The 20313-nt window shown below is 33.5% G+C and carries 18 protein-coding genes; 17 read left to right on the top strand and 1 reads right to left on the bottom strand.

The window, feature by feature from the left end; genetic code table 11:
- Positions 1-362: 362 nt before the first annotated feature.
- Positions 363-1571, top strand: coding sequence for a macrolide family glycosyltransferase (locus JFU23_RS25905; RefSeq protein ID WP_002141425.1), 1209 nt, complete (start codon positions 363-365; stop codon positions 1569-1571).
- A gap of 169 nt (positions 1572-1740) precedes the next feature.
- On the top strand, positions 1741-2598 hold the full coding sequence (locus JFU23_RS25910) for a YitT family protein (protein ID WP_201033046.1): 858 nt from the start codon (positions 1741-1743) through the stop codon (positions 2596-2598).
- 44 nt (positions 2599-2642) lie between these two features.
- On the opposite strand, the gene pdxR is transcribed toward JFU23_RS25910, so the two are convergent.
- The gene (gene pdxR, locus JFU23_RS25915) at positions 2643-4043 is read right to left on the bottom strand and encodes a MocR-like pyridoxine biosynthesis transcription factor PdxR (protein WP_201033047.1); all 1401 of its coding nucleotides are present in this window, start codon (positions 4041-4043) and stop codon (positions 2643-2645) included.
- Positions 4044-4174: 131 nt separating this feature from the next.
- Between pdxR and JFU23_RS25920 the strand changes: the two genes are divergently transcribed.
- The 15 genes from JFU23_RS25920 (at position 4175) to JFU23_RS25990 (ending at position 20310) form a co-directional block, all read left to right on the top strand.
- The gene (locus JFU23_RS25920) at positions 4175-4597 is read left to right on the top strand and encodes a GNAT family N-acetyltransferase (RefSeq protein WP_085310667.1); all 423 of its coding nucleotides are present in this window, start codon (positions 4175-4177) and stop codon (positions 4595-4597) included.
- Positions 4598-4747: 150 nt separating this feature from the next.
- The gene (locus JFU23_RS25925; RefSeq protein ID WP_201033048.1) at positions 4748-5875 is read left to right on the top strand and encodes a metallophosphoesterase; all 1128 of its coding nucleotides are present in this window, start codon (positions 4748-4750) and stop codon (positions 5873-5875) included.
- Between the two features lie 230 nt (positions 5876-6105).
- Positions 6106-6672: a GNAT family N-acetyltransferase gene (locus tag JFU23_RS25930; RefSeq protein ID WP_002135889.1), complete on the top strand. Its 567-nt coding sequence runs from the start codon at positions 6106-6108 to the stop codon at positions 6670-6672.
- A 6-nt stretch (positions 6673-6678) separates the two neighbouring features.
- Positions 6679-7239: a 2'-5' RNA ligase family protein gene (locus JFU23_RS25935; RefSeq protein ID WP_201033049.1), complete on the top strand. Its 561-nt coding sequence runs from the start codon at positions 6679-6681 to the stop codon at positions 7237-7239.
- Positions 7236-7721: a GNAT family N-acetyltransferase gene (locus JFU23_RS25940; RefSeq protein WP_002135891.1), complete on the top strand. Its 486-nt coding sequence runs from the start codon at positions 7236-7238 to the stop codon at positions 7719-7721. The genes JFU23_RS25935 and JFU23_RS25940 overlap by 4 nt, the downstream gene beginning before the upstream one ends.
- A 12-nt stretch (positions 7722-7733) precedes the next feature.
- Positions 7734-8123, top strand: coding sequence for a cupin domain-containing protein (locus JFU23_RS25945; protein WP_016092746.1), 390 nt, complete (start codon positions 7734-7736; stop codon positions 8121-8123).
- Entirely contained in the window at positions 8104-8532 is a 429-nt protein-coding gene (locus JFU23_RS25950; RefSeq protein ID WP_002135893.1) for a GNAT family N-acetyltransferase, read from the top strand. Before JFU23_RS25945 ends, JFU23_RS25950 begins: the two co-directional genes overlap by 20 nt.
- Positions 8533-8841: 309 nt before the next feature.
- The gene (locus JFU23_RS25955; RefSeq protein ID WP_000918598.1) at positions 8842-9138 is read left to right on the top strand and encodes a WXG100 family type VII secretion target; all 297 of its coding nucleotides are present in this window, start codon (positions 8842-8844) and stop codon (positions 9136-9138) included.
- A 125-nt stretch (positions 9139-9263) separates the two neighbouring features.
- Positions 9264-13010: a type VII secretion protein EsaA gene (esaA, locus tag JFU23_RS25960; RefSeq protein ID WP_201033050.1), complete on the top strand. Its 3747-nt coding sequence runs from the start codon at positions 9264-9266 to the stop codon at positions 13008-13010.
- Positions 12982-13485 carry a type VII secretion protein EssA gene (gene essA, locus JFU23_RS25965; protein WP_002135896.1) on the top strand — a complete coding sequence of 168 codons (504 nt, stop codon included), beginning with the start codon at positions 12982-12984 and terminating at the stop codon, positions 13483-13485. Before esaA ends, essA begins: the two co-directional genes overlap by 29 nt.
- Before the next feature lie 4 nt (positions 13486-13489).
- Positions 13490-13741, top strand: coding sequence for an EsaB/YukD family protein (locus JFU23_RS25970; RefSeq protein ID WP_002135897.1), 252 nt, complete (start codon positions 13490-13492; stop codon positions 13739-13741).
- Positions 13742-13814: 73 nt separating this feature from the next.
- Positions 13815-15014, top strand: coding sequence for a type VII secretion protein EssB (gene essB / locus JFU23_RS25975; RefSeq protein ID WP_016092743.1), 1200 nt, complete (start codon positions 13815-13817; stop codon positions 15012-15014).
- Positions 15015-15057: 43 nt separating this feature from the next.
- Entirely contained in the window at positions 15058-19569 is a 4512-nt protein-coding gene (gene essC / locus JFU23_RS25980) for a type VII secretion protein EssC (protein ID WP_016092742.1), read from the top strand.
- Positions 19570-19581: 12 nt separating this feature from the next.
- Positions 19582-20004 carry a YwqH-like family protein gene (locus JFU23_RS25985; RefSeq protein WP_016092741.1) on the top strand — a complete coding sequence of 141 codons (423 nt, stop codon included), beginning with the start codon at positions 19582-19584 and terminating at the stop codon, positions 20002-20004.
- Between the two features lie 3 nt (positions 20005-20007).
- Entirely contained in the window at positions 20008-20310 is a 303-nt protein-coding gene (locus JFU23_RS25990; protein WP_201033051.1) for a TIGR04197 family type VII secretion effector, read from the top strand.
- Positions 20311-20313: the final 3 nt, after the last annotated feature.

Raw genomic sequence — 20313 nt, forward strand, 5'->3', positions numbered from 1 at the left:
AAATTCTATAAATTCATTATATAACAGAATATGTACCAAGTGGATAATGATGGTGACAACATAGAACTTAAATAAATTTATGGTGAGAAATCAGTGTGAAAATTATATTTTTCTAGTTTTGTATGAATTATCAAAATAATGTTTCTGATGATAAATCTGAAAAATGCCTGAATGTAAATCCCGTATTTTTCAATAAATGAAAGGTTAAGTCTACTTTTATAAGAGTTATAATGTAGGTTATGAAAAATATTTCTCAATAATAAAATGAAGAGAAAAATATGAAGAAGTAGAATAGATTACTTAATAGTTTTAAATTAATTAATATGATTAACTATTAATTATATTAGATAGGAGAGAATATTATGGCAAATGTACTCGTAATAAATTTCCCTGGAGAAGGTCATATAAATCCGACTTTAGCTATTGTAAGTGAGTTAATTCGGCGAGGGGAAACAGTTGTTTCGTATTGTATTGAAGATTATAGAAAGAAGATTGAAGCAACAGGTGCAGAATTCCGAGTGTTTGAGAATTTCCTCTCTCAAATTAATATTATGGAACGAGTAAATGAAGGTGGGAGTCCTTTGACGATGCTATCTCATATGATTGAAGCATCAGAGCGTATTGTTACTCAAATTGTAGAAGAAACAAAAGGGGAAAAGTACGATTACTTGATATACGATAATCATTTTCCAGTAGGACGTATTATAGCGAATGTTTTAAAATTACCTAGCGTTTCTTCTTGTACAACGTTTGCTTTTAATCAGTACATTACTTTTAATGATGAACAAGAATCGAGACAAGTAGATGAAACTAATCCATTATATCAATCTTGTTTAGCGGGAATGGAAAAATGGAATAGGCAGTATGGAATGAAATGTATTAATATGTATGATATTATGAATCATCCTGGTGATATTACTATTGTATATACTTCAAAGGAATATCAGCCGCGTTCAGATGTATTCGATGAATCGTATAAGTTTGTCGGTCCATCAATTGCTACTCGAAAAGAAGTAGATAGCTTTCCTATGGAAGATTTAAAAGATAAACAATTGATTTTCATTTCTATGGGAACAGTTTTTAATGAACAACCTGAGTTATATGAAAAATGTTTTGAAGCGTTTAAAGATGTAGAAGCGACAGTCGTATTAGTTGTTGGTAAGAAGATAAATATAAGTCAATTTGAAAACATTCCGAATAACTTTAAATTGTATAATTATGTGCCGCAATTAGAAGTATTACAGTACGCTGATGTATTCGTGACACACGGTGGTATGAATAGTTCGAGTGAAGCACTATATTACGGTGTCCCGTTAGTTGTAATTCCGGTAACAGGAGATCAGCCTTTAGTTGCGAAACGAGTGAGTGAAGTAGGAGCTGGAATAAGGCTTAATCGTAAAGAATTAACTTCTGAATTGTTACGTGAGACTGTAAAGAAAGTAATGTATGATGTAACGTTTAAGGAAAATAGTCGTAAAGTTGGAGAGTCACTTCGAAATGCTGGTGGGTATAATAGAGCAGTTGATGAAATATTTAAAATGAAAGTGAATTCATACTTAAAACTTAAATAAATGTTTGGAGCACACTTACTGAAATACGTAAGTGTGTTTTTATAAATAAATCACATAAAAAATCACTATAAAGGTGAAACTTTTGTGTATATAAACTGATATCTTTGAATTAGTAGTAAAATTACGTTAAAATAATACTAAGAAAATATATATGTTTTGGGGGTAATGAATGAAAAGAGTATTTGAATACGTATTATTAACAATTGGATCGATTATTGTAGCGGGTTCATTAGAGCTTATTTTAGCACCTAATGGATTAGTAGATGGCGGGGTAACGGCCATTGCTATTATGGCAAATAAAGTTGCTGGATTACCGCTTTATGGAGTATTTTTAGGACTTAATATCCCAATTTTACTATTTACTGCAAAAGTAATGGGTAAGAAGTTCTTTATCCGTACGTCTTATGCAAATGTTGTTACAACACTTGGATTGATTTATTTAAAACCATTTCCAGCAATTACAACTTCGGAATTATTAATTGTACTTTATGGAGGAGTTCTATTTGGTGTTGGTGTTGGGATTGTTGTAAAAATGGGTGGAGCAATTGATGGGTCAGAAATGTTAGCTGTTTGGATGAACAAGCATTTTAAAGTACCAATTAGTACATTTTTACTTGCTGTAAATGCGGTTATTTTCATTTTTGTTGCCATTTTATTTTCAATCGAACAAGCGATGTTCTCATTAGCTATTTTCTATATTGTTACGAAAATGATTGATTTCATATTAGATGGTATTAATCAAGGAAAGAGCGTTATGATTATTTCTGGGAAAAATAAAGAAATAGGCGATTTGCTTATGAAAGAATTGCAATTATCCGTTACGTATCTACATGGAGAAGGTGGTTTTTTAGGAGAGCACAAGAAAATCATTTATTGTATTACAAACCGTTTCATTTATCCAAAAATGAAAGATCTCGTTCTCTCTGTAGATCCAACCGCTATAATTGAAGCTTCCTATTCAACAGAAACAACTGGGGTTAAGCGTCCAGGAAGGACTGCTCGATTAGGAGACGTATCAGAAAAATAGTGTGTAAAATAACTCCACATAAGTATAACTTATGTGGAGTTATTTTACTTAGGGAACCAGGCTTCCTTTAGTAATTTGACTACAATTTCGATACTATCTTCGGGAATGCTGCCGAAACCGAGTAGTACATATGACGCCTCGCTTAAATTATGTACAGAATCATATGTAGAGAGTGGGTATAATTTGATTTGTTGGTTTGCAGCAGCATGAATAAGTTCTTGTTCGTTCATCCCATTATGAACATGAAGTACGATATGAAGCCCTGATTGTTCACCGAGTATATGAACGTTATTGCCCATTTCATTTGTAATAGATTTAACTAAAGAAATATGCTTTCTTTTATATAACGTACGACTTCGATTAATATGGCGTTCCCAATCCCCATTTTGAATAAAGGTTGCAAAAGCGAGTTGCTGTATTGTGGAAACAGTTTGTTTAAACTTACCTTCAAGCTCTTTATAGATTTTTAATAGATGAGTTGGTAAAACGATATACCCCATTCGCAAAGAAGGTAAGAAGGATTTCGAGAAAGTTCCCATATAAATAACGCGTTCATTTGAATCTAGTCCTTGTAAAGAGGGAATAGGTTTTCCTACATAACGAAATTCTCCGTCATAATCATCTTCAATAATATATCCTCCGCAATCATTGGCCCATCTTAATAATTCGAGCCTTCTAGATAATGGCATAATCATTCCAAGAGGAAATTGGTGTGATGGAGTGACGTATGCTACATTGGAACGTGATTCACGTAAAGCTGAAATACGAATCCCTTTATCGTCTAATGAAATAGGGTGAACAGGAAGACCAGAACTTTGAATCATGGCAGTTATACGGTGAAATCCAGGGTTTTCGATTCCGTATTCTTTTTTTGAACCAAGCAGTTGAAGTAGTAGCCAAAGAAGAGGCTGCGTACCGGCTCCGATAATAATTTGATCAGGTGAAGAATGTACCCCGCGGGCATGGTATAAATATTTTGAAATATGCTCTCGTAGAACGAACTCACCTTGAGGATCTTCTCTAGCAAATAATTCATTTTCATACTGGAATAAAGTTTCTTGTAATGCTCTTTTCCAGTTTGTAATTGGAAAAGCTTTTTGATCAATCAGCCCTTGGCTACAATCATAGTCATATTGTTCTTTTTTTATATTGTTAGCGCTGTTTGACACAACTTGTTGTTTATTTTGAATGACATCAATATCAACTTCTGCAACAAAAATCCCGCGTTTCGGTTTACTTTCTACATAACCTTCAGCTAGTAATTGTTGATAAGCAGATTCAACAGTAATACGGCTAACATTAAGTTGTACCGCTAAATTTCTGTGAGAAGGAAGGCGTGTACCGGCAGGCAGTGATCCCTGAGAGATTTCTCGTTTCATATATTCGTAAATTTGTAAATAAATTGGTGTTTTACTTTCTAATTGCAATGGGATAGTAAGATCCATTTTATGAATTCTCCTTTAAAAACTGGCCATATAAAAAATAATCGAACTGTCACTTAAGTGAGGGGCAGTTACTTTTTATAATAATGATATAACATTTAGAAAATTTTATAAATAGTAAGGAGAGAATCATAATGAATATTAGAGAAGTAGTAACAGAAGCTGATTTACATGATGTATTCCCCGTATTACAGCAATTACGAACGAAACTTTCAAGAGAAGAAGCAAGTTCTTTATTTCAAAAAATGAAAGAAGAAAATTATAAACTACTTTCGTTACAGAATGAAGATGATGAAGTTGTTTGTCTTGCTGGTGTAGCAATTTGTACGAACTTTTATAATGAGAAACATGTTTTCGTATATGACCTTGTAACTGCGGAAGCTCACAGATCGAAAGGATATGGTAAAGTTCTTCTGTCATATGTAGAAAAATGGGGGGAAGAAAAAGGGTGCAGTTCTATCGTTCTTACATCAGCGTTTCCAAGAGTTGATGCCCATCGTTTTTATGAAAGAGAAGGCTATGATAAGGTAAGTTATTCTTTTTATAAAGAGTTATAATATTAAGTAGGTTCTATGTGAGGTAACATATAGAACCTACTTTTATTTAGAAGTTTAAGATGAAGAGGGTTAATTGCTTATTTTGTCGAATAGTTTCTTTATAATTGAGACGATAATATTGAATGTAAAGAAGGTTAGGGGAGTTCATACTTGGAAAAAATTCAGAAACTATTAATCCCAAAAGGTGTAAGAGTTATCGTAATCTCTGATATTCATGGCGAATTAAATCTTTTAAAGGAATTATTACATAAAGTTAATTTTAAAGATGAAGATTATTTAATTATTAATGGTGATCTTTGTGAGAAAGGAAGAAATAGCATTGGCGTCGTAAACTATGTGATGGATCTAGTAGTTAGCAAGCCAAATGTTTATGTAGTTGAAGGGAATTGTGAAGTTGTAGTTGAAGCGCTTGTAAATGAAAATCCTGCGCTAATAAATTATTTATGTACGAGAAAGAATACAGTTTTTAATGAATGGTTAGCGAAATTGAACGTTACCGTTAATAAAGAAAGTGATATTTGTGAAGTGAAAAAAATATTGATGAGCCATTTTTTAAAAGAAATAAAGTGGCTAACAGAGCTGCCAACTGCTATTGAAACTGATGATTATATCTTTGTACATGCAGGCCTTGAAGATAGAGAGAATTGGAGACAAACAGACAGGGAAAATGCAATTGCAATGCCAGAGTTTTTTAATAAATCACATAGAGCGGATAAGTACGTAATTGTTGGACATTGGCCTGTTGTGAACTATTCCGAAGAGGCGCCGTCTAACAATCCAGTTATTGATAAGGAGAAAAAAATTATTGCGATTGATGGTGGTAATGCGATTAAAGAAGCAGGGCAATTAAACGCATTTATTATTCAGAGGACAACTTCAGGTGATACGCTTTCTTATACATATGTAGATCATTTTCCACAGTATGAGGTATTGGCCGATTTTAATGCGAATTCAGTAATGCAGGGCGGGGTTACATATCCACATTATTACATAGAACCTGTGGAGAGAATGAAAGGTTTTACCGTATGTAAACAACTAGGAACAAATGAATTACTTCATGTGAAAAACGAGTATATAAAGCAACTTGAATCAGGTGAGTATACAGTGAAAACGGATATTTCTTGTGCGCAAATCAGTATTAGAAAAGGGGATACAGTTTCTTTAATTGATGGTAGCTGCATGGGATATGATTTAATTAAAAAAGATGGCGTAGAAGGCTGGGTAGAGAAAGGAATTCTACTTGAGGTAGAAAAGAAGGGAAATACAATATTTAGCTAAAATGGGAGGGATATAACCTTCTGTTTTTTATTAACTATGTTACGAGTTCGTACTTCATCTAATTTTTTCCGAAGTTCCGTTTCTAAATTAAACTCGAAAAAATTGGCTAATTCACATAAATAATTCGTATCTTATAACAAAATTATACAATATAGAGTAGAGTTTTGTTTTGATTTTTCTGAAAAAAATTATAATTGTATATGAAATAAAGAGGAATGTAGGAGGAAATTATGCAAAACGTTATATTAAAGGGGAACAAAGTTACAATTCGTACAATAGAAGAATCAGATATAAAAACATTATGGAGCTTCATATATAAAGAAGAAAATCCAGAGTGGAAAAAATGGGATGCACCATACTTTCCAATAACAATGCAAGAATACACGCCATATAAAGAAAACTCACAAAAACGTTTAATAGAAGAGCCGCTATCGAATTTAATTGTCGAAAATGACGGTCAAATTATAGGGACAGTCGGATTTTATTGGGAACATAAACCGACGCGTTGGTTAGAAATGGGAATCGTAATTTATGACCCAGCATACTGGAATGGTGGCTACGGTACAGAAGCATTAACATTATATAGGGACTTACTATTTGAAAATATGGAGATTGGTAGAGTAGGGCTTACAACTTGGTCTGGCAATGAAAGAATGATGAAAGTAGCAGAGAAAATAGGAATGAGCTTAGAAGGTAGAATGAGAAAATGTCGTTATTATAACGGTACATACTATGATTCTATTCGAATGGGAATGATTCGTGAAGAATGGGAAGCGCTATGTGTAACGAAGGGGTGAGGAAGCATGTACGCTATCATTGCTACATTTGATTGTGTGTCTACTAATAAAGTTAGAGAATTGCAAAATGAATTAACGAATATAATTGAAACAAATGAACTAGCCGGAGTAGAACCACATATAACATTGGCTGATTATAAGGAGTTAGATGTTAATTTATATACGAAGAGATTAGAGGAGTTTGTAGCTTTTCAAGAGAACATCTCCACTGTAACTTTTCCTTCTGTTGGAACTTTTCCTACTAACGGAACGATCTTTCTAGCACCAACCATTAATGATGAATTATTAAGAATTCATCATTCTTATCATGATTATTTCAAAATTTTTCATGATAATCCACAGTCCTATTACGTTCCGGGAAAATGGATTCCGCATTGCACAATTGCAAATGGGTTAAATTTAAATCAATTTTTAAGTGTAATGGAATGTATATATGAAAAGTTTGATGTTACACTAGCTTCGATTGAGAAGTTAAAATTAATTAAAGTAAATTATGAAGATGGTTCTGCCGTTTCTTCTAGTATTTTAGCAGAATATAATTTAAAGAGAATGGAGACATCGAGATGACATATGTAATTAGAGAAATGAAGCAAGAAGATATTCATGCTGTACAAAACGTAGCAAAAATAGCTTGGCATGATACTTACGAAGGAATTATTCCGAGAGAGGTTCAAGATAGTTTTTTAGAGGAAGCATATTCTGATGAAAAAATGAAATATCGTCTTGAAAATACACATTTATTTGTTGCGGAAGAAGAGGGAGAAGTAATTGGCTTTGCAAATTTTTCACCAATTAGACTGCAAAACGAAGCAGAATTAGGTGCGATTTATTTGTTGCCAGATCAGCAAGGGAAAGGGATAGGGACAGCTTTGTTACAAAAAGGGATCACGACGTTAAAAGGGATTCGAAAAATGTACATTCATGTAGAAGCGGAAAATGAAAAAGGAAAACGATTTTATGAAGCAAAAGGTTTTGCGGCTTTAGAGCAATTTGAAGAAGATTTCGAAGGGCATATGCTGCAAACAGTGAGAATGGTTTTATACATATAAGGAGGATCAGAAATGAAAATTTTTGATTTCAGTGAAAAAGTGGGAGAGCATATATCAGCATTTCAATCTAACTTTATAATGTCAAAAATATTAAAACATCAAGGGAATATACATATCGGTTCTATGCATCTACAACCGAATGGAGTTATTGGGTATCATGAAGCAGTTGTATCTCAACTGCTTCTAATTGTACAAGGAGAAGGATTTGTTTGCGGATCAGATAAAGAAAAAGTGAAGATAGGAGCTGGACAAGCTGCGTTTTGGGAGAAGGGCGAGTTACATGAAGCGAGTACGGAAAAAGGATTGATGGCAATTGTAATTGAGTCAGACGGTCTTGAAAATGGTATTTCAATGATGATTAGAGGGCAGGGGGGAGAAAGGAATGATTACAAAAGCGGATGAGGAAGAAACGAAACAAATATTACATTATGCAGCTCAATCACTTTTCGAAGGAACGAGAGGGAATTGTCAACTAAGTACGGAAAAAGCGATTGAAATTACAAAACCTTTAGTAGAAAAAGGGGCATATTATATAGTTACAAAGGAAGAAAATAAAGTAGTGGGATGGATACTAATAGGAGAAAATGTGGACTATTTCTCTCGTGAAAAACTCGGTTTTATTTATGAATTGTATGTTTTTTCAGAGTATCGCGGGAGAGGATTATCACGAAAACTAATGAAAGCTGGGATCAAGGAACTACAAGAAAAGTATTCCGAAATTCGCTTGAATGTATTTGCAGGGAACTTTGCAAAAGAAATGTACGAAGATTTTGGCTTCGTTGAAAGACAAGTAATCATGACGTTGAAGTGAGAAAACGATTTTAAGTGGGCGAAGAAACAAGAAAAAGAAAATGAGTATGTAATTTGTAAAGGTTATATTCTGAATTTTGGGTAAAAAAGTTTTCTTTTTATTATTAAATAGAGGTAGAAACGCTTAGCAGTCCTTTTTTAAAAACATAATAAATTTATATTATATAATATAATGTTATTATGTTAAAAGAGAAATTTTGGAAAAATATCATTTTTTTATTTAGAAATTTTTAAATTATTGATATAATCAATTTGTAGAATTGATTTTGGGTTAATTTTACTATTTTTAAATTTTAAGGGGGATTTAATAATGGCAGGACAAATTCGTATGTCACCAGAGGAGCTTAAATCAAAAGCGACTCGATATGGACAAGGTGCAAATCAAATTGAGGACATTTTACGTCAGTTACAAAACTTACAAAATGAATTAAGAGGAGAATGGGAAGGTCGTGCTTTCGAAGGTTTTGATCAACAGTTCAATCAATTAAAACCAAAAGTACAAAACTTCGCAGAGCTATTACAAGAAATTAATATGCAGCTTAATAAGACTGCAGAGGCTGTTGCTAGACACGACGAAGATCTTTCTCGTAATTTCGGTCTACAATAAAAACGGGCAAAAGAAATATATAATTTAGCCATGCAACTTTCGTTGTATGGCTAAATTGCTTTAAAACTAGAGTAAGATAAGGAGTCCTTAACTTAATAGACTCGCAGCCGCAGGAGTGATAAGTAGTGAAAAAGTTTAAGTGGAGCATCTTGTTGTTTATTATTTTAGCTCTTGTGCTATCAACAGGAGTCTCCTATTTAGCATTAAATCAAAATGTTAAGAAAGCTAATGAGAATAGCACGCCAAAAATGACAGTTGCATTAGTAAATGAAGATCAAGGAACTGTATTTGAAGGGAATAAAATAGCGTTTGGAGATCAATTTGTTAAAAATGTAAATAAAAATACGAAACAAGAATGGTACGTAGTTAGTCGCGGAGTAGCAGAAAATGGTTTGAAAAATAATAATTACAATATGATGATTGTAATACCTAATGATTTTTCTAGGAAGGCCGTTGCGATTGATTCAGAACTGCCGGAGAAATTAGCGTTAAACTACAAAGTAAACGCGACTGGGAATAAAGATTTGAAAGCTGAAGCTGAAAATACAGCTTCTATGATTTTGGAGGACTTTAATAAACAAATAATTGATGTTTATTTTGCAAGTATTATCGGAAAATTGCAAGGCGCACAAGATAATATAGGTAAAATAATTGAAAAAGGAAACACTCAAACAAATATGTACAAAAAAGATGTACATAGTCCGTTGGCAAATTATACAAATCAATTTAAAACGGTACAAGACTATACAGGAATTTCTGTTAATAGTTTTAAAGGATTTCAGGATGTCTTAAAAGGGTTTGGTCAAACATTAGATGAAGGAAATAAATCTAATAATACTTATTTGGAAGGTTTTAATAACTTCCAAAAAATACAATCTGATAATAATCTGTTAGCGAATAATTTTACTAATCAATTTAATCAATACATGAGTGATATGAATACAGGCGATGTTTTAAAGCAGTTAAGTGCATTGGAATCCGCTAATAAAGTTATTACAAATCAATTTACGCTTTCAGAGAAAGAACCAAATATTTTAGCTGATGCTTCAGCAATTCAAAAATATTTAACAGATGTAAAAAAACAAGTGTCAGAATATGATACAGAACTTGCAGGGAAGTTAGAGAGTGACATTCAAGCAACGATAAATAAACGATTACAGAAGTCTCTTGCAAATGATGGACAACAAGAAGTATTTATAAATACGTTAATGAAACAACCAGATGTTCGAATAAAGCAACAAATCGAGAATTTAATTACAAAATTACCTAGTTTAAATATGGAAGAAATAGTTCAAAGTGATTTGCCAGATGAAACGAAATTACAACTGAAAAATGTAATTCGATTTACAAATAAATATAATAAAGAAAATAACTTTAATTATGATCCTGTAAATAAAATCTCTTTAGGAAATTCAATTAAAGAAGTAAAGAATAGTCTTTCTAAGGATGGAATTACATTTAGTGATACAGCGAAAGTAATCAAGATGGAATCACCTCAAACTATGAACATAAGTATTCCAAGTGGCTTTGAACTATACGGAAGTACAGGATCTTTGTATATTGATGATGTGGATCATACAAGTGAATTTCTTCAAAACGGAGCAGTTACAATACCTGCCCGTAATGAAGGGGATTTAAAAATTAACCTTCATGTGAAGTTAATAGATCCAAGCATCAATATAGATGTTTTCTCTCCAGTAACATGGGAATGGAGATTAAATGGAAATTACGAAAAAGAAACTAGTTCTGGAAAAGAAGAGCCTAAAAAAGAAGAACCTAAAAAAGAGGATGAAGGAACACAATCCAAAAATAGCAAGGTGGAAAATGTAGTTAATAAAACGCAGTATGGAATAATGCCGCTAGTACACACTGCTAAAAAACCTATCATTCAAAAAACGGAACAGGATAACAATGGTAACGGAAGGACCCCTGAAGGCGGAACGGGAACAGATCCAGGAGGAAATCCAGGAGGCGGAACGGGAACAGATCCAGGAGGAAATCCAGGAGGCGGAACGGGAACAGATCCAGGAGGAAATCCAGGAGGTGGAACGGGGACAGATCCAGGAGGAAATCCAGGAGGTGGAACGGGGACAGATCCAGGAGGAAACCCAGGAGGCGGAACGGGAACAGATCCAGGAGGAAATCCAGGAGGCGGAACAGGAACAGATCCAGGAGGAAATCCAGGAGGCGGAACGGGAACAGATCCAGGAGGAAATCCAGGAGGCGGAACGGGAACAGATCCAGGAGGAAACCCAGGAGGCGGAACGGGAACGGATCCGGGAGGAAACCCAGGAGGCGGAACGGGAACAGATCCAGGAGGAAACCCAGGAGGCGGAACAGGAACAGATCCGGGAGGAAACCAAAACCAAGGTGATAACTCAAAAGTTATTGAACGAACGACTAATCAAGTTGTACATCAAAAAACAGAAAAATTAACAACTAATACATCTAATGTACTAATTAAAGAAGCAGTAGATACTGTTCAAAGTTACCAAGGTTTACTTAGTCTGTACCAAATGTATTATGGGATTGACTTAAGAACGAAAGATGTAGGTCCTAAGCTAGAAGAGGGAAGTTTAGATGCAATTGCAACTGAACAATCTTTGTACTATGTATTAAATAAACAAAGCTTAATTGATTTAATTTCAAACCTTGTTTCATCTAGTATTACGACAGAAGTAAAGCAAGATATGGCAGGTTTAAAACAAAAAATAGACGCTTATCAACAAGTGATTACTAGTGCGGATCAAAATTCAATGCTACTAGCGGAGAAATTAAATGTAACGACGCAGCAAGCAACTAGTATGAATGAAAATTTAGGAGAGTATTTAAAAGGTTTAGCGAAATGGCGTGAGAGTAGCTTAAAGCTAGTTGAAGAACAGCAAGTGCTAACAACAAATAATACTGGTGAGCAAACAGCTGTTTTATCGTTAGATTCTGGTATTAAATCATTAATGATGCAAAGTCAGTCATTGGTCGAGAGTTCGAAGCATAGTTTAACAACATCAGACGATGTATATAAAACATTTGATCAAATTAATGGACAAGCAAAAGAAATTCAAGACAGTGGAACGACAATTGTTTCAAAGGCGGATTCATTATTAAATGACTTTACAAAGAAAATGGACGATGATAAATCATTCTCCAAAAACTTTACTAAAATTTTGGCTAATAGCCGAATTGGTGATCGCCAAAATGAAATGTTATATCAATTTTTATCTAGTCCAGTTCAGAAACAAAATGATGGAGTCATTGTAGCTGGTAATGCTTTTACACCATATTTAATTGTATTAACTTGTTTTATTGTTGCGTTATTTACAGCATACGCAATTGCGAATCAAGAAAAGAAACGAACGCAATCAGATCATTTTGAAGAGAAGTTCTCATTAATTGATATGAATGTACCAACTACAGTAGTGGCATTCGGTATATCAATTGTGGAAGGAATTAGTATAGGTATCATTTCTGGACGTCTTTTACAGTTCGGTCAAGATCAAAGTTTATTATGGATTGCGTTTATCACAATCATTATGATGGCGTTTGTATTGGTCTCAACATACTTATTACGACAAATAAAAATGGTAGGGATGTTTATCTTATTAGTATTTTTAAGTATGTATCTATTTTTAACTGAAGCAGTTGGAAGTAAAGTAGACCAAATGTCTTCTGTAGGTAAATTGCGTCAATTTTCACCGCTTCAATATATAGAAGGTTTTCTAAATGATTTTATTAGCGGTAAAGATACAGGAAAAGTTATTTTTATCGTATTGTTTGTAATTGCCATTATAGGATTAGTTAGTAATCTATTTGTATGGCACAAGAAATGGGAGGAAAAAGAAGTAAATGATCAAACAATGGAGCATAGTGGTTAAGTTATCATTTATTTGTTTCCTTTTACTGTTTGTCGCGCTACCGATTAGGAGCGCGGCGGACAGTTATCTTGGTGATGATGGAAAGATTCAGTTTAAAGTAGACCGCTTTGAAGATAAAGACCAAGAAAAAAATAAAAAGGAACATAAGGAAACAGAATTAGATAAAGCATCGATTGAGTTATTTAATAAAGATATAGAAGAAGAAATTCAAAAAAAGAAAAAGAAAGAACAAAAAGAGATGGAATCCTTAAGAGATTCTCTTTTTATAAAACAAAAAGAGAATAATCGTGTTAAAGATACGAAAAATAGTTTGTTTAGCAGTGAATACGTTGTAAGAAAAAGCGCTGATGAAGTAGCAAGTAATCAAACAATGAATGAAAAGCCAATCAGTACAACAATAATCATATTGTTAGGCGGCAGTGTTTTACTTATTTGCATCGGTATTTATACGGTTCTTCGGAAAAGTTGGAGGTAAAGTAATGGCAATACAAACGCATATTAATGTAACGGTAGATTTTAGTAAATGGAATGGAAATACATATGATTTGCGTATTCCGAATCATCAATCTATTAAATATTTATTGAAAAACTTATTAGATACGTTAAAGATTGATAATCATGAAGGTTCACATTTTGTAATGAAAGTGAAAAATAAGTCAATTATTTTAACAGATAATGATCGTTTAATTGATCACCAAATAACAGACGGAGATATTTTACAAGTTTTATAAAGAATATTTCTTACTTTTAGTTTTTTGAAAATAAGTTATTACTGGTTATAAAGAAAAGGAGAAGAGGATAAACATGACGGAAAAAACAATTCAAATTGATGCAATGAACTATCAATTTCAAATAGAAAAGGAAAATTGGAAATTGGAGATGACAAAATCTCAAACACGTATAAAAGACTTCCGTCAATTTGATGTAATTACGGGCGCATCATCTGAATTTGTACCATTAACGATAGAGGAAACGGATGATATGTTTACCTTTATATTTCAAGTGGATAAAAAATTATATAAGTGGGATGATCTTAGCCGTTTTGGAAGAAATGAGAAATTAAGACTGCTTCGAAATGTTGCGCAGTTTCGTAAATATTTAAATAAACGAATCACGTTCTTTTTACATCCGGACAATATAGTTTTTAATGCTAATCTAATGCCAAGTATTATACATAGAGGAATTCGAGATATTGTTCCACCAACCCCGTTGTTAGAAGAGCAATTTTTAGCACAATATAAGTGTCTAATTATCGCTTTATTCTCCCAAAAGCACAATTTTGATGATTTGTATGCTGGTTTACTAAAAGATGCAAAAGAAACAACATTTGAACAGACGGTTGCTCAAATGGAAAGCTTAGATGCATTACTGCAGTTTCTTGATGACAGCTTTGAGAAGGAACAAACAAAAACAGAAAAAAATATGCAGTTAGTACCTAAAAAGAGCTATAAATCGTTTAAATACTTAGCTTTTTCCTTCATAGCGGCGACAGTTATTTTAGCTGCTCCTTTAATATATTTCACTTTTATAAAATTTCCTTATCAAAATAAATTATTAGAAGCAAATGCGAGTTTCATAGCAACTGATTATGACAAAGTAATTGCGCAATTAAATGAAGAGGAATTTGAATCATTACCGATTGCATCTAAATATGAGTTAGCATTTGCATACATTACAGCTGAAAAACTAGGTGAAGATCAAAAGAAATCAATTATGAAAAATATTAGTTTGAAAAGTGATGAAAAGTATTTGCTGTATTGGATGTATAACGGAAAAGGTAATTTTGATCAATCATTAGATTTAGCTAAGACACTTGATGATCCTGAGCTTATTATGTACGGCCTTGTTAAACAAATTGAATCACTGAAAAATAATCCGGATTTATCAGGCGAAGAGCGTGATCAAAAGTTAAAAACATATGAGCAACAATTAGATGAATATCAAAAGAAATATGGCAAATCATCAAACGATAAAGACTCGTCGAACACAGAGAAAAAAGAGTAAGCAAGCACTTGATGAGACAGTTGAAAAGGAGCAGTGAACACGGATGGAGCAACTATTAGTATTGACTTATGGAGACAAAATATATAAGTGCACATTACATCCAAATGAGCAATCAATAGTGTCGATTGGAAAAGAGTGGACAAATGATATTACGAATCCAAGTTTAGAACAAGAAGTAGAGTTAAAGTGGAATAATGAAGTAAATGCTTGGATGGTACAAAATCAATTAATAGAGTTCAATAAGGAATTTGAGATTGGAAAAACTAAAGATGTGAGCTTGAAAATCTTTATATCTATTATCGGCACAAATAAAGTGTTTGATATAGGGACGAAACATTCTCTTACATTGAGTCAAAACAGTTTTGATGATATTTCTATTACCGGGACAAATGTAGATTTAATGCTATCTCGTGAAACGTTGTACGATTCTTTTAGAGTAAACGTATATGAAGGGGATGTATTTCATAATTATACGAAGCTAAAAGATAGCGCTATGTTAGAAGCAGGAGATCAATTATATTTTGATGGTGTTTTAGTAGAGATAGGCAGTGAAGATATTCAAGTATTGTCTTCAGAAGAGAACGTTAAATCTACGTTACCTATTTTAGTAGAATCAGAAACGAATTATCAAAGTGGTTATCCAGACTATCATCGTTCACCACGTATTATTTACCGTGAACCAGAAGAGAAAATGACAATTGCAAAACCTTCAAGTATGCCGTCAAAACCGACTGAGCATTTGGCGAGAATTATTGCACCATCTCTTGTCATGATTGTCGTAACAGTATTACTTGCTATCTTTATGAAATATGGAATGTTTATTATTGCATCGATTGCGATGACATTAGTAACGATTATTGTTTCTGTCACATCTTATATAAAAAATTTAAAGCAATATAAAATTGACATTGTTGAACGTGATAAAAGTTATAGAGCGTATATAAAACAAAAAACGAAAGATTTACATGCAGAAAGTGAAAAGCAGCGTCATGCATTACAATTTCATAATCCAAATGTTGAAGTAATACGTAATATGGCTGTGCAAGTAAATCCACGTATATATGAAAAAACAATGCTACATCATGATTTCTTAACATTTAGCGTTGGGACAGGACAAGCTAATACGAGTTTTGAAATCCAATTTAATGAAGAAGAATTTAGTCAAACGAAGGATGAATTAATTGATATAGCGCGTGAACTAAGACAGCGTTATCTTTCTTTGGAAGATGTACCTGTTGTAACAGACTTGATAAATGGACCGGTTGGCTATATTGGACAACGCTCTTTAGTGTTAGAACAATTACAATTATTAGTTGTGCAAACCGCGTTATTCCATAGTTATTATGACTTGCAGTTTATTACTATTTTTCCTGAAGAAGAAAAAGAAAAATGGGATTGGATGCGCTGGCTACCTCATGGAAGTGTTCGCGATATAAATGTACGTGGATTTGTATACCATGATCGTAGCCGTGATCAAGTGTTAAATAGTTTGTATCAAATATTGAAAGAACGAAAATTAAAACTAGATGAAAAAAGTTCAACTAATGAAAAAATGTACTTTGCACCGCACTATGTCGTTCTCATTACAGATGAAAAACTAATACTAGACCATGTTGTTATGGAATTCTTTAATGATGATCCGAGTCAATTAGGTGTATCACTTGTATTTGTACAAGATGTTATGCAAAGTTTACCGGAGCACGTGAAAACGGTAATTGATATAAGAGATGCAAAACAAGGGAACATCATCTTAGAACAAGGAGAGCTTGTTAACCGTCAATTTAAATTGAATCATGTACCGAAAGGGTTCAATTTAGAAGATGTCTCACGTGCATTGGCACCGTTAAACCATTTGCAAAACTTAAAAAATAGTATTCCAGAAAGCGTAACATTTTTAGAAATGTACGGTGTTGAGAAAGTAAAAGAACTGAATATCACAAGTCGCTGGGAGAAAAATGCAGCGCATAAATCTTTAGCTGTACCACTTGGATTACGTGGTAAAGAAGATATCGTAAACTTAAATTTACACGAAAAAGCACACGGACCACACGGGTTAATAGCAGGTACAACAGGTTCAGGTAAGTCGGAAATTATACAATCGTATATATTATCTCTAGCAGTCAATTTCCATCCTTACGAAGTAGCCTTTCTACTAATTGACTATAAAGGCGGCGGTATGGCGAATTTATTCAAAAACTTACCGCATTTATTAGGAACAATTACGAACTTAGATGGAGCACAAAGTATGAGAGCGCTCGCATCAATTAAAGCTGAATTGCAAAAAAGACAACGCTTATTTGGGGAAAATGATGTAAACCATATTAATCAGTATCAAAAATTGTATAAAGAAGGCTTAGTAAGTGAACCGATGCCACATCTATTTTTAATTAGTGATGAATTCGCGGAACTGAAGTCAGAACAACCAGAATTTATGAAAGAGTTAGTTTCAACAGCGCGTATCGGTCGTTCACTCGGAATCCATTTAATATTAGCTACGCAAAAACCGAGTGGTGTTGTAGATGATCAAATTTGGAGTAACTCGAAATTCAAACTAGCATTAAAAGTTCAAAATACGTCAGATAGTAATGAAATTTTAAAAACACCAGATGCTGCTGAAATTACATTACCAGGACGTGCGTACTTACAAGTTGGGAACAATGAAATTTATGAACTATTCCAATCAGCTTGGAGCGGAGCAGACTATGTAGAAAATAAAGAGGATAAAGAACATTTAGACGCAACAATATATGCAATAAATGATTTAGGACAATATGAAATATTAAGTGAAGACTTAAGTGGACTTGGTAGCAGTAAAGAAGTAATAAGCGTACCATCTGAACTGGATGCTGTTATTGACTACATTCACGATTACGCAGAAATAAATGAAATTGAAGCGTTAGCTAGACCGTGGTTACCACCACTTCCAGAAAGCGTATATCTACAAGACTTACATGCTATTCAGTTCAAAGAAGCATGGACGAAAGAAAAGAAACCATTAAAAGCAACAGTTGGTCTACTAGATCAGCCTGAATTACAATCACAAACACCATTAACACTAGATATTAGTAAAGACGGACACGTAGCGGTCTTCTCAAGTCCAGGCTACGGAAAATCAACATTCTTACAATCAGTCATTATGGATGTAGCTCGTCAGCATAGTCCGGAGCATTTGCATGTGTATTTATTAGACTTCGGAACAAATGGTTTAATGCCATTAAAATCTTTACCGCATGTGGCAGACATCATTACATTAGATCAAGTTGAAAAATGCGAGAAATTTCTTCGTCGCATAGAAGACCTATTAAAAGATAGAAAGCAATTGCTAAGTAAATATGGCGTTGCAAGTCTTGAAATGTATGAGAGAGCTAGTAAAGAAGTATTACCAACAATATTAATTACGTTAGATAACTATGATTCTGTTAGAGAAGCTGGATTTGTCGAAGACTTTGAACGCATTGTTGCACAAATTGTACGTGAAGGGGCAGCAGTAGGAATTCATTTAATGCTTACGGCTACACGTCAAAATGCATTGAGAGTACAAGTAAATACAAATATTAAACTACAAATTGCTCTATATATGATAGATGAGGCAGAATCTAGAGCTATTGTAGGAAGAACAGAGTTAAAAATTGAAGAATTAGCAGGACGTGGTTTAGTTAAAATTGACGAACCAACAATCTTCCAAACAGCTTTACCGACAAATGGAGAAGATGTCCTTACTCGAATTGAAAATATACAAGCTGAAGGAAAAGAGATGGATTCCTTCTGGAATGGAGAAAGACCGAAAGCAATTCCTATGGTACCTGAAGTTCTGGAATACAAAGAATTTATTGCATGGCCAGAAACAAGGAAAATTATTGAAGCAGGCAAACTAACATTTGGTGTAGAAACAGAAAGCGTTACACCTCTCGAATTAGATTTAACGGAAGCGTCTAATATTGTTGTAGGGGGAATTAAGAAAGATGAAGTTGAAAATGTAGTTCATCAATTCCTTCAACAGTTAGCAGACAGTGGTCACTTTGACCTAGGTTTAATTGATACAAGAACACGCAATTTCTCAAACTATAGAGAGAGCTCTGCTTTATATGTAGCTGAAAAAACAGGAATTGAGAAAACGATTAAACAAGTTACAAATGCTTATAAATCGAGAGAAGCGGCGTTTAAAGAGGAGCAGGAAGCATCAAGTGAAACAGTGAACCCGGCAGAATTTATTAAGAAATTTAAGCCGATTGTAATCGTAATCGCAGATGTAAATGATATTTTAAGTAATTTAGAAGATAGCGATATATATAGTTTGGCGGAATTAATAACAAATGGTGCATTTATGGGCATCCACTTCGTAATTGGCTGTGATGTTGATTCAATTGACAGTCGATACGACTTAGTTTCAAAAACAATAAAAACGCAATCTCATGTTATTTTACTTAGAAAATCATCAGGCCAAATGGTCTTCGATGTATCTAATAAAGATTTAAGTAGTACAAAATTAAATCCATTTGAAGGGTATTTTGTTGAAAATCGTTTTGCTACTAGAATTAAAGTGCCAACTATTTAAGGGGGGATTTGCATGGGGATAGAGGAATTAAATAGTCAAAAATCTGGTTTGTTAAGTAGTATAAGTCATCAACAAGGGCAATTGGCTGAATTACAAATGAAACTACGAAGGCTAACAACTGCTAAAGGGAAATTTGTAAATAATCTTGAAGCAATTAAACAAAATCAAGAGCAGTTTAAGTCTTTAGAAATAAACGAGAGTAGTTGGAAAGGGCAAAGAGCAACTACCTTTAAAGAAACGTATGAACAACAAGTTATTTCTAATTTGGGGAGGTTTATTGGAGAACTAGGGAGAGTGCAAGAAGACATCGATCAAGCTATACGGCGGCTTGAAAGAGAAATCGCTACATGTGAGTCTAGTATTCTTTCTCTAAGTAGAAGTGTTTCAATGGTTGACGCTAGTATTCAAGTAGAAGTACAGAAGGCGGGGAAATGATAAATGGGGGAAATTAAATTAAATAAAGGGGTATTTGATGCGAAAGTAAGTGATTTGAAAAGTAGTGCTAGTGATTTAGGTAAGACTAAATTTAATGGTATTCAGTTGAGTCGTACGAATTTGACTAGGCTGATTCAATATTGTGAAGCAATTGAACAGTTATCTCAAAAGGTGCAGCAATACGAACAGATATTAGAAAATGACTTAAATAAAATACAACAAACTGGGGAGAAAATAGTCGAAAAAGACGAACAACTTGAGAAGCAATTAAGGATCGGTTCAATTCATCATGCTATGAAAAATTAAAAT

This window comes from Bacillus sp. TH50 (assembly GCF_016650565.1).
In the GTDB taxonomy this organism is placed as follows: Bacteria; Bacillota; Bacilli; order Bacillales; family Bacillaceae_G; genus Bacillus_A; species Bacillus_A mycoides.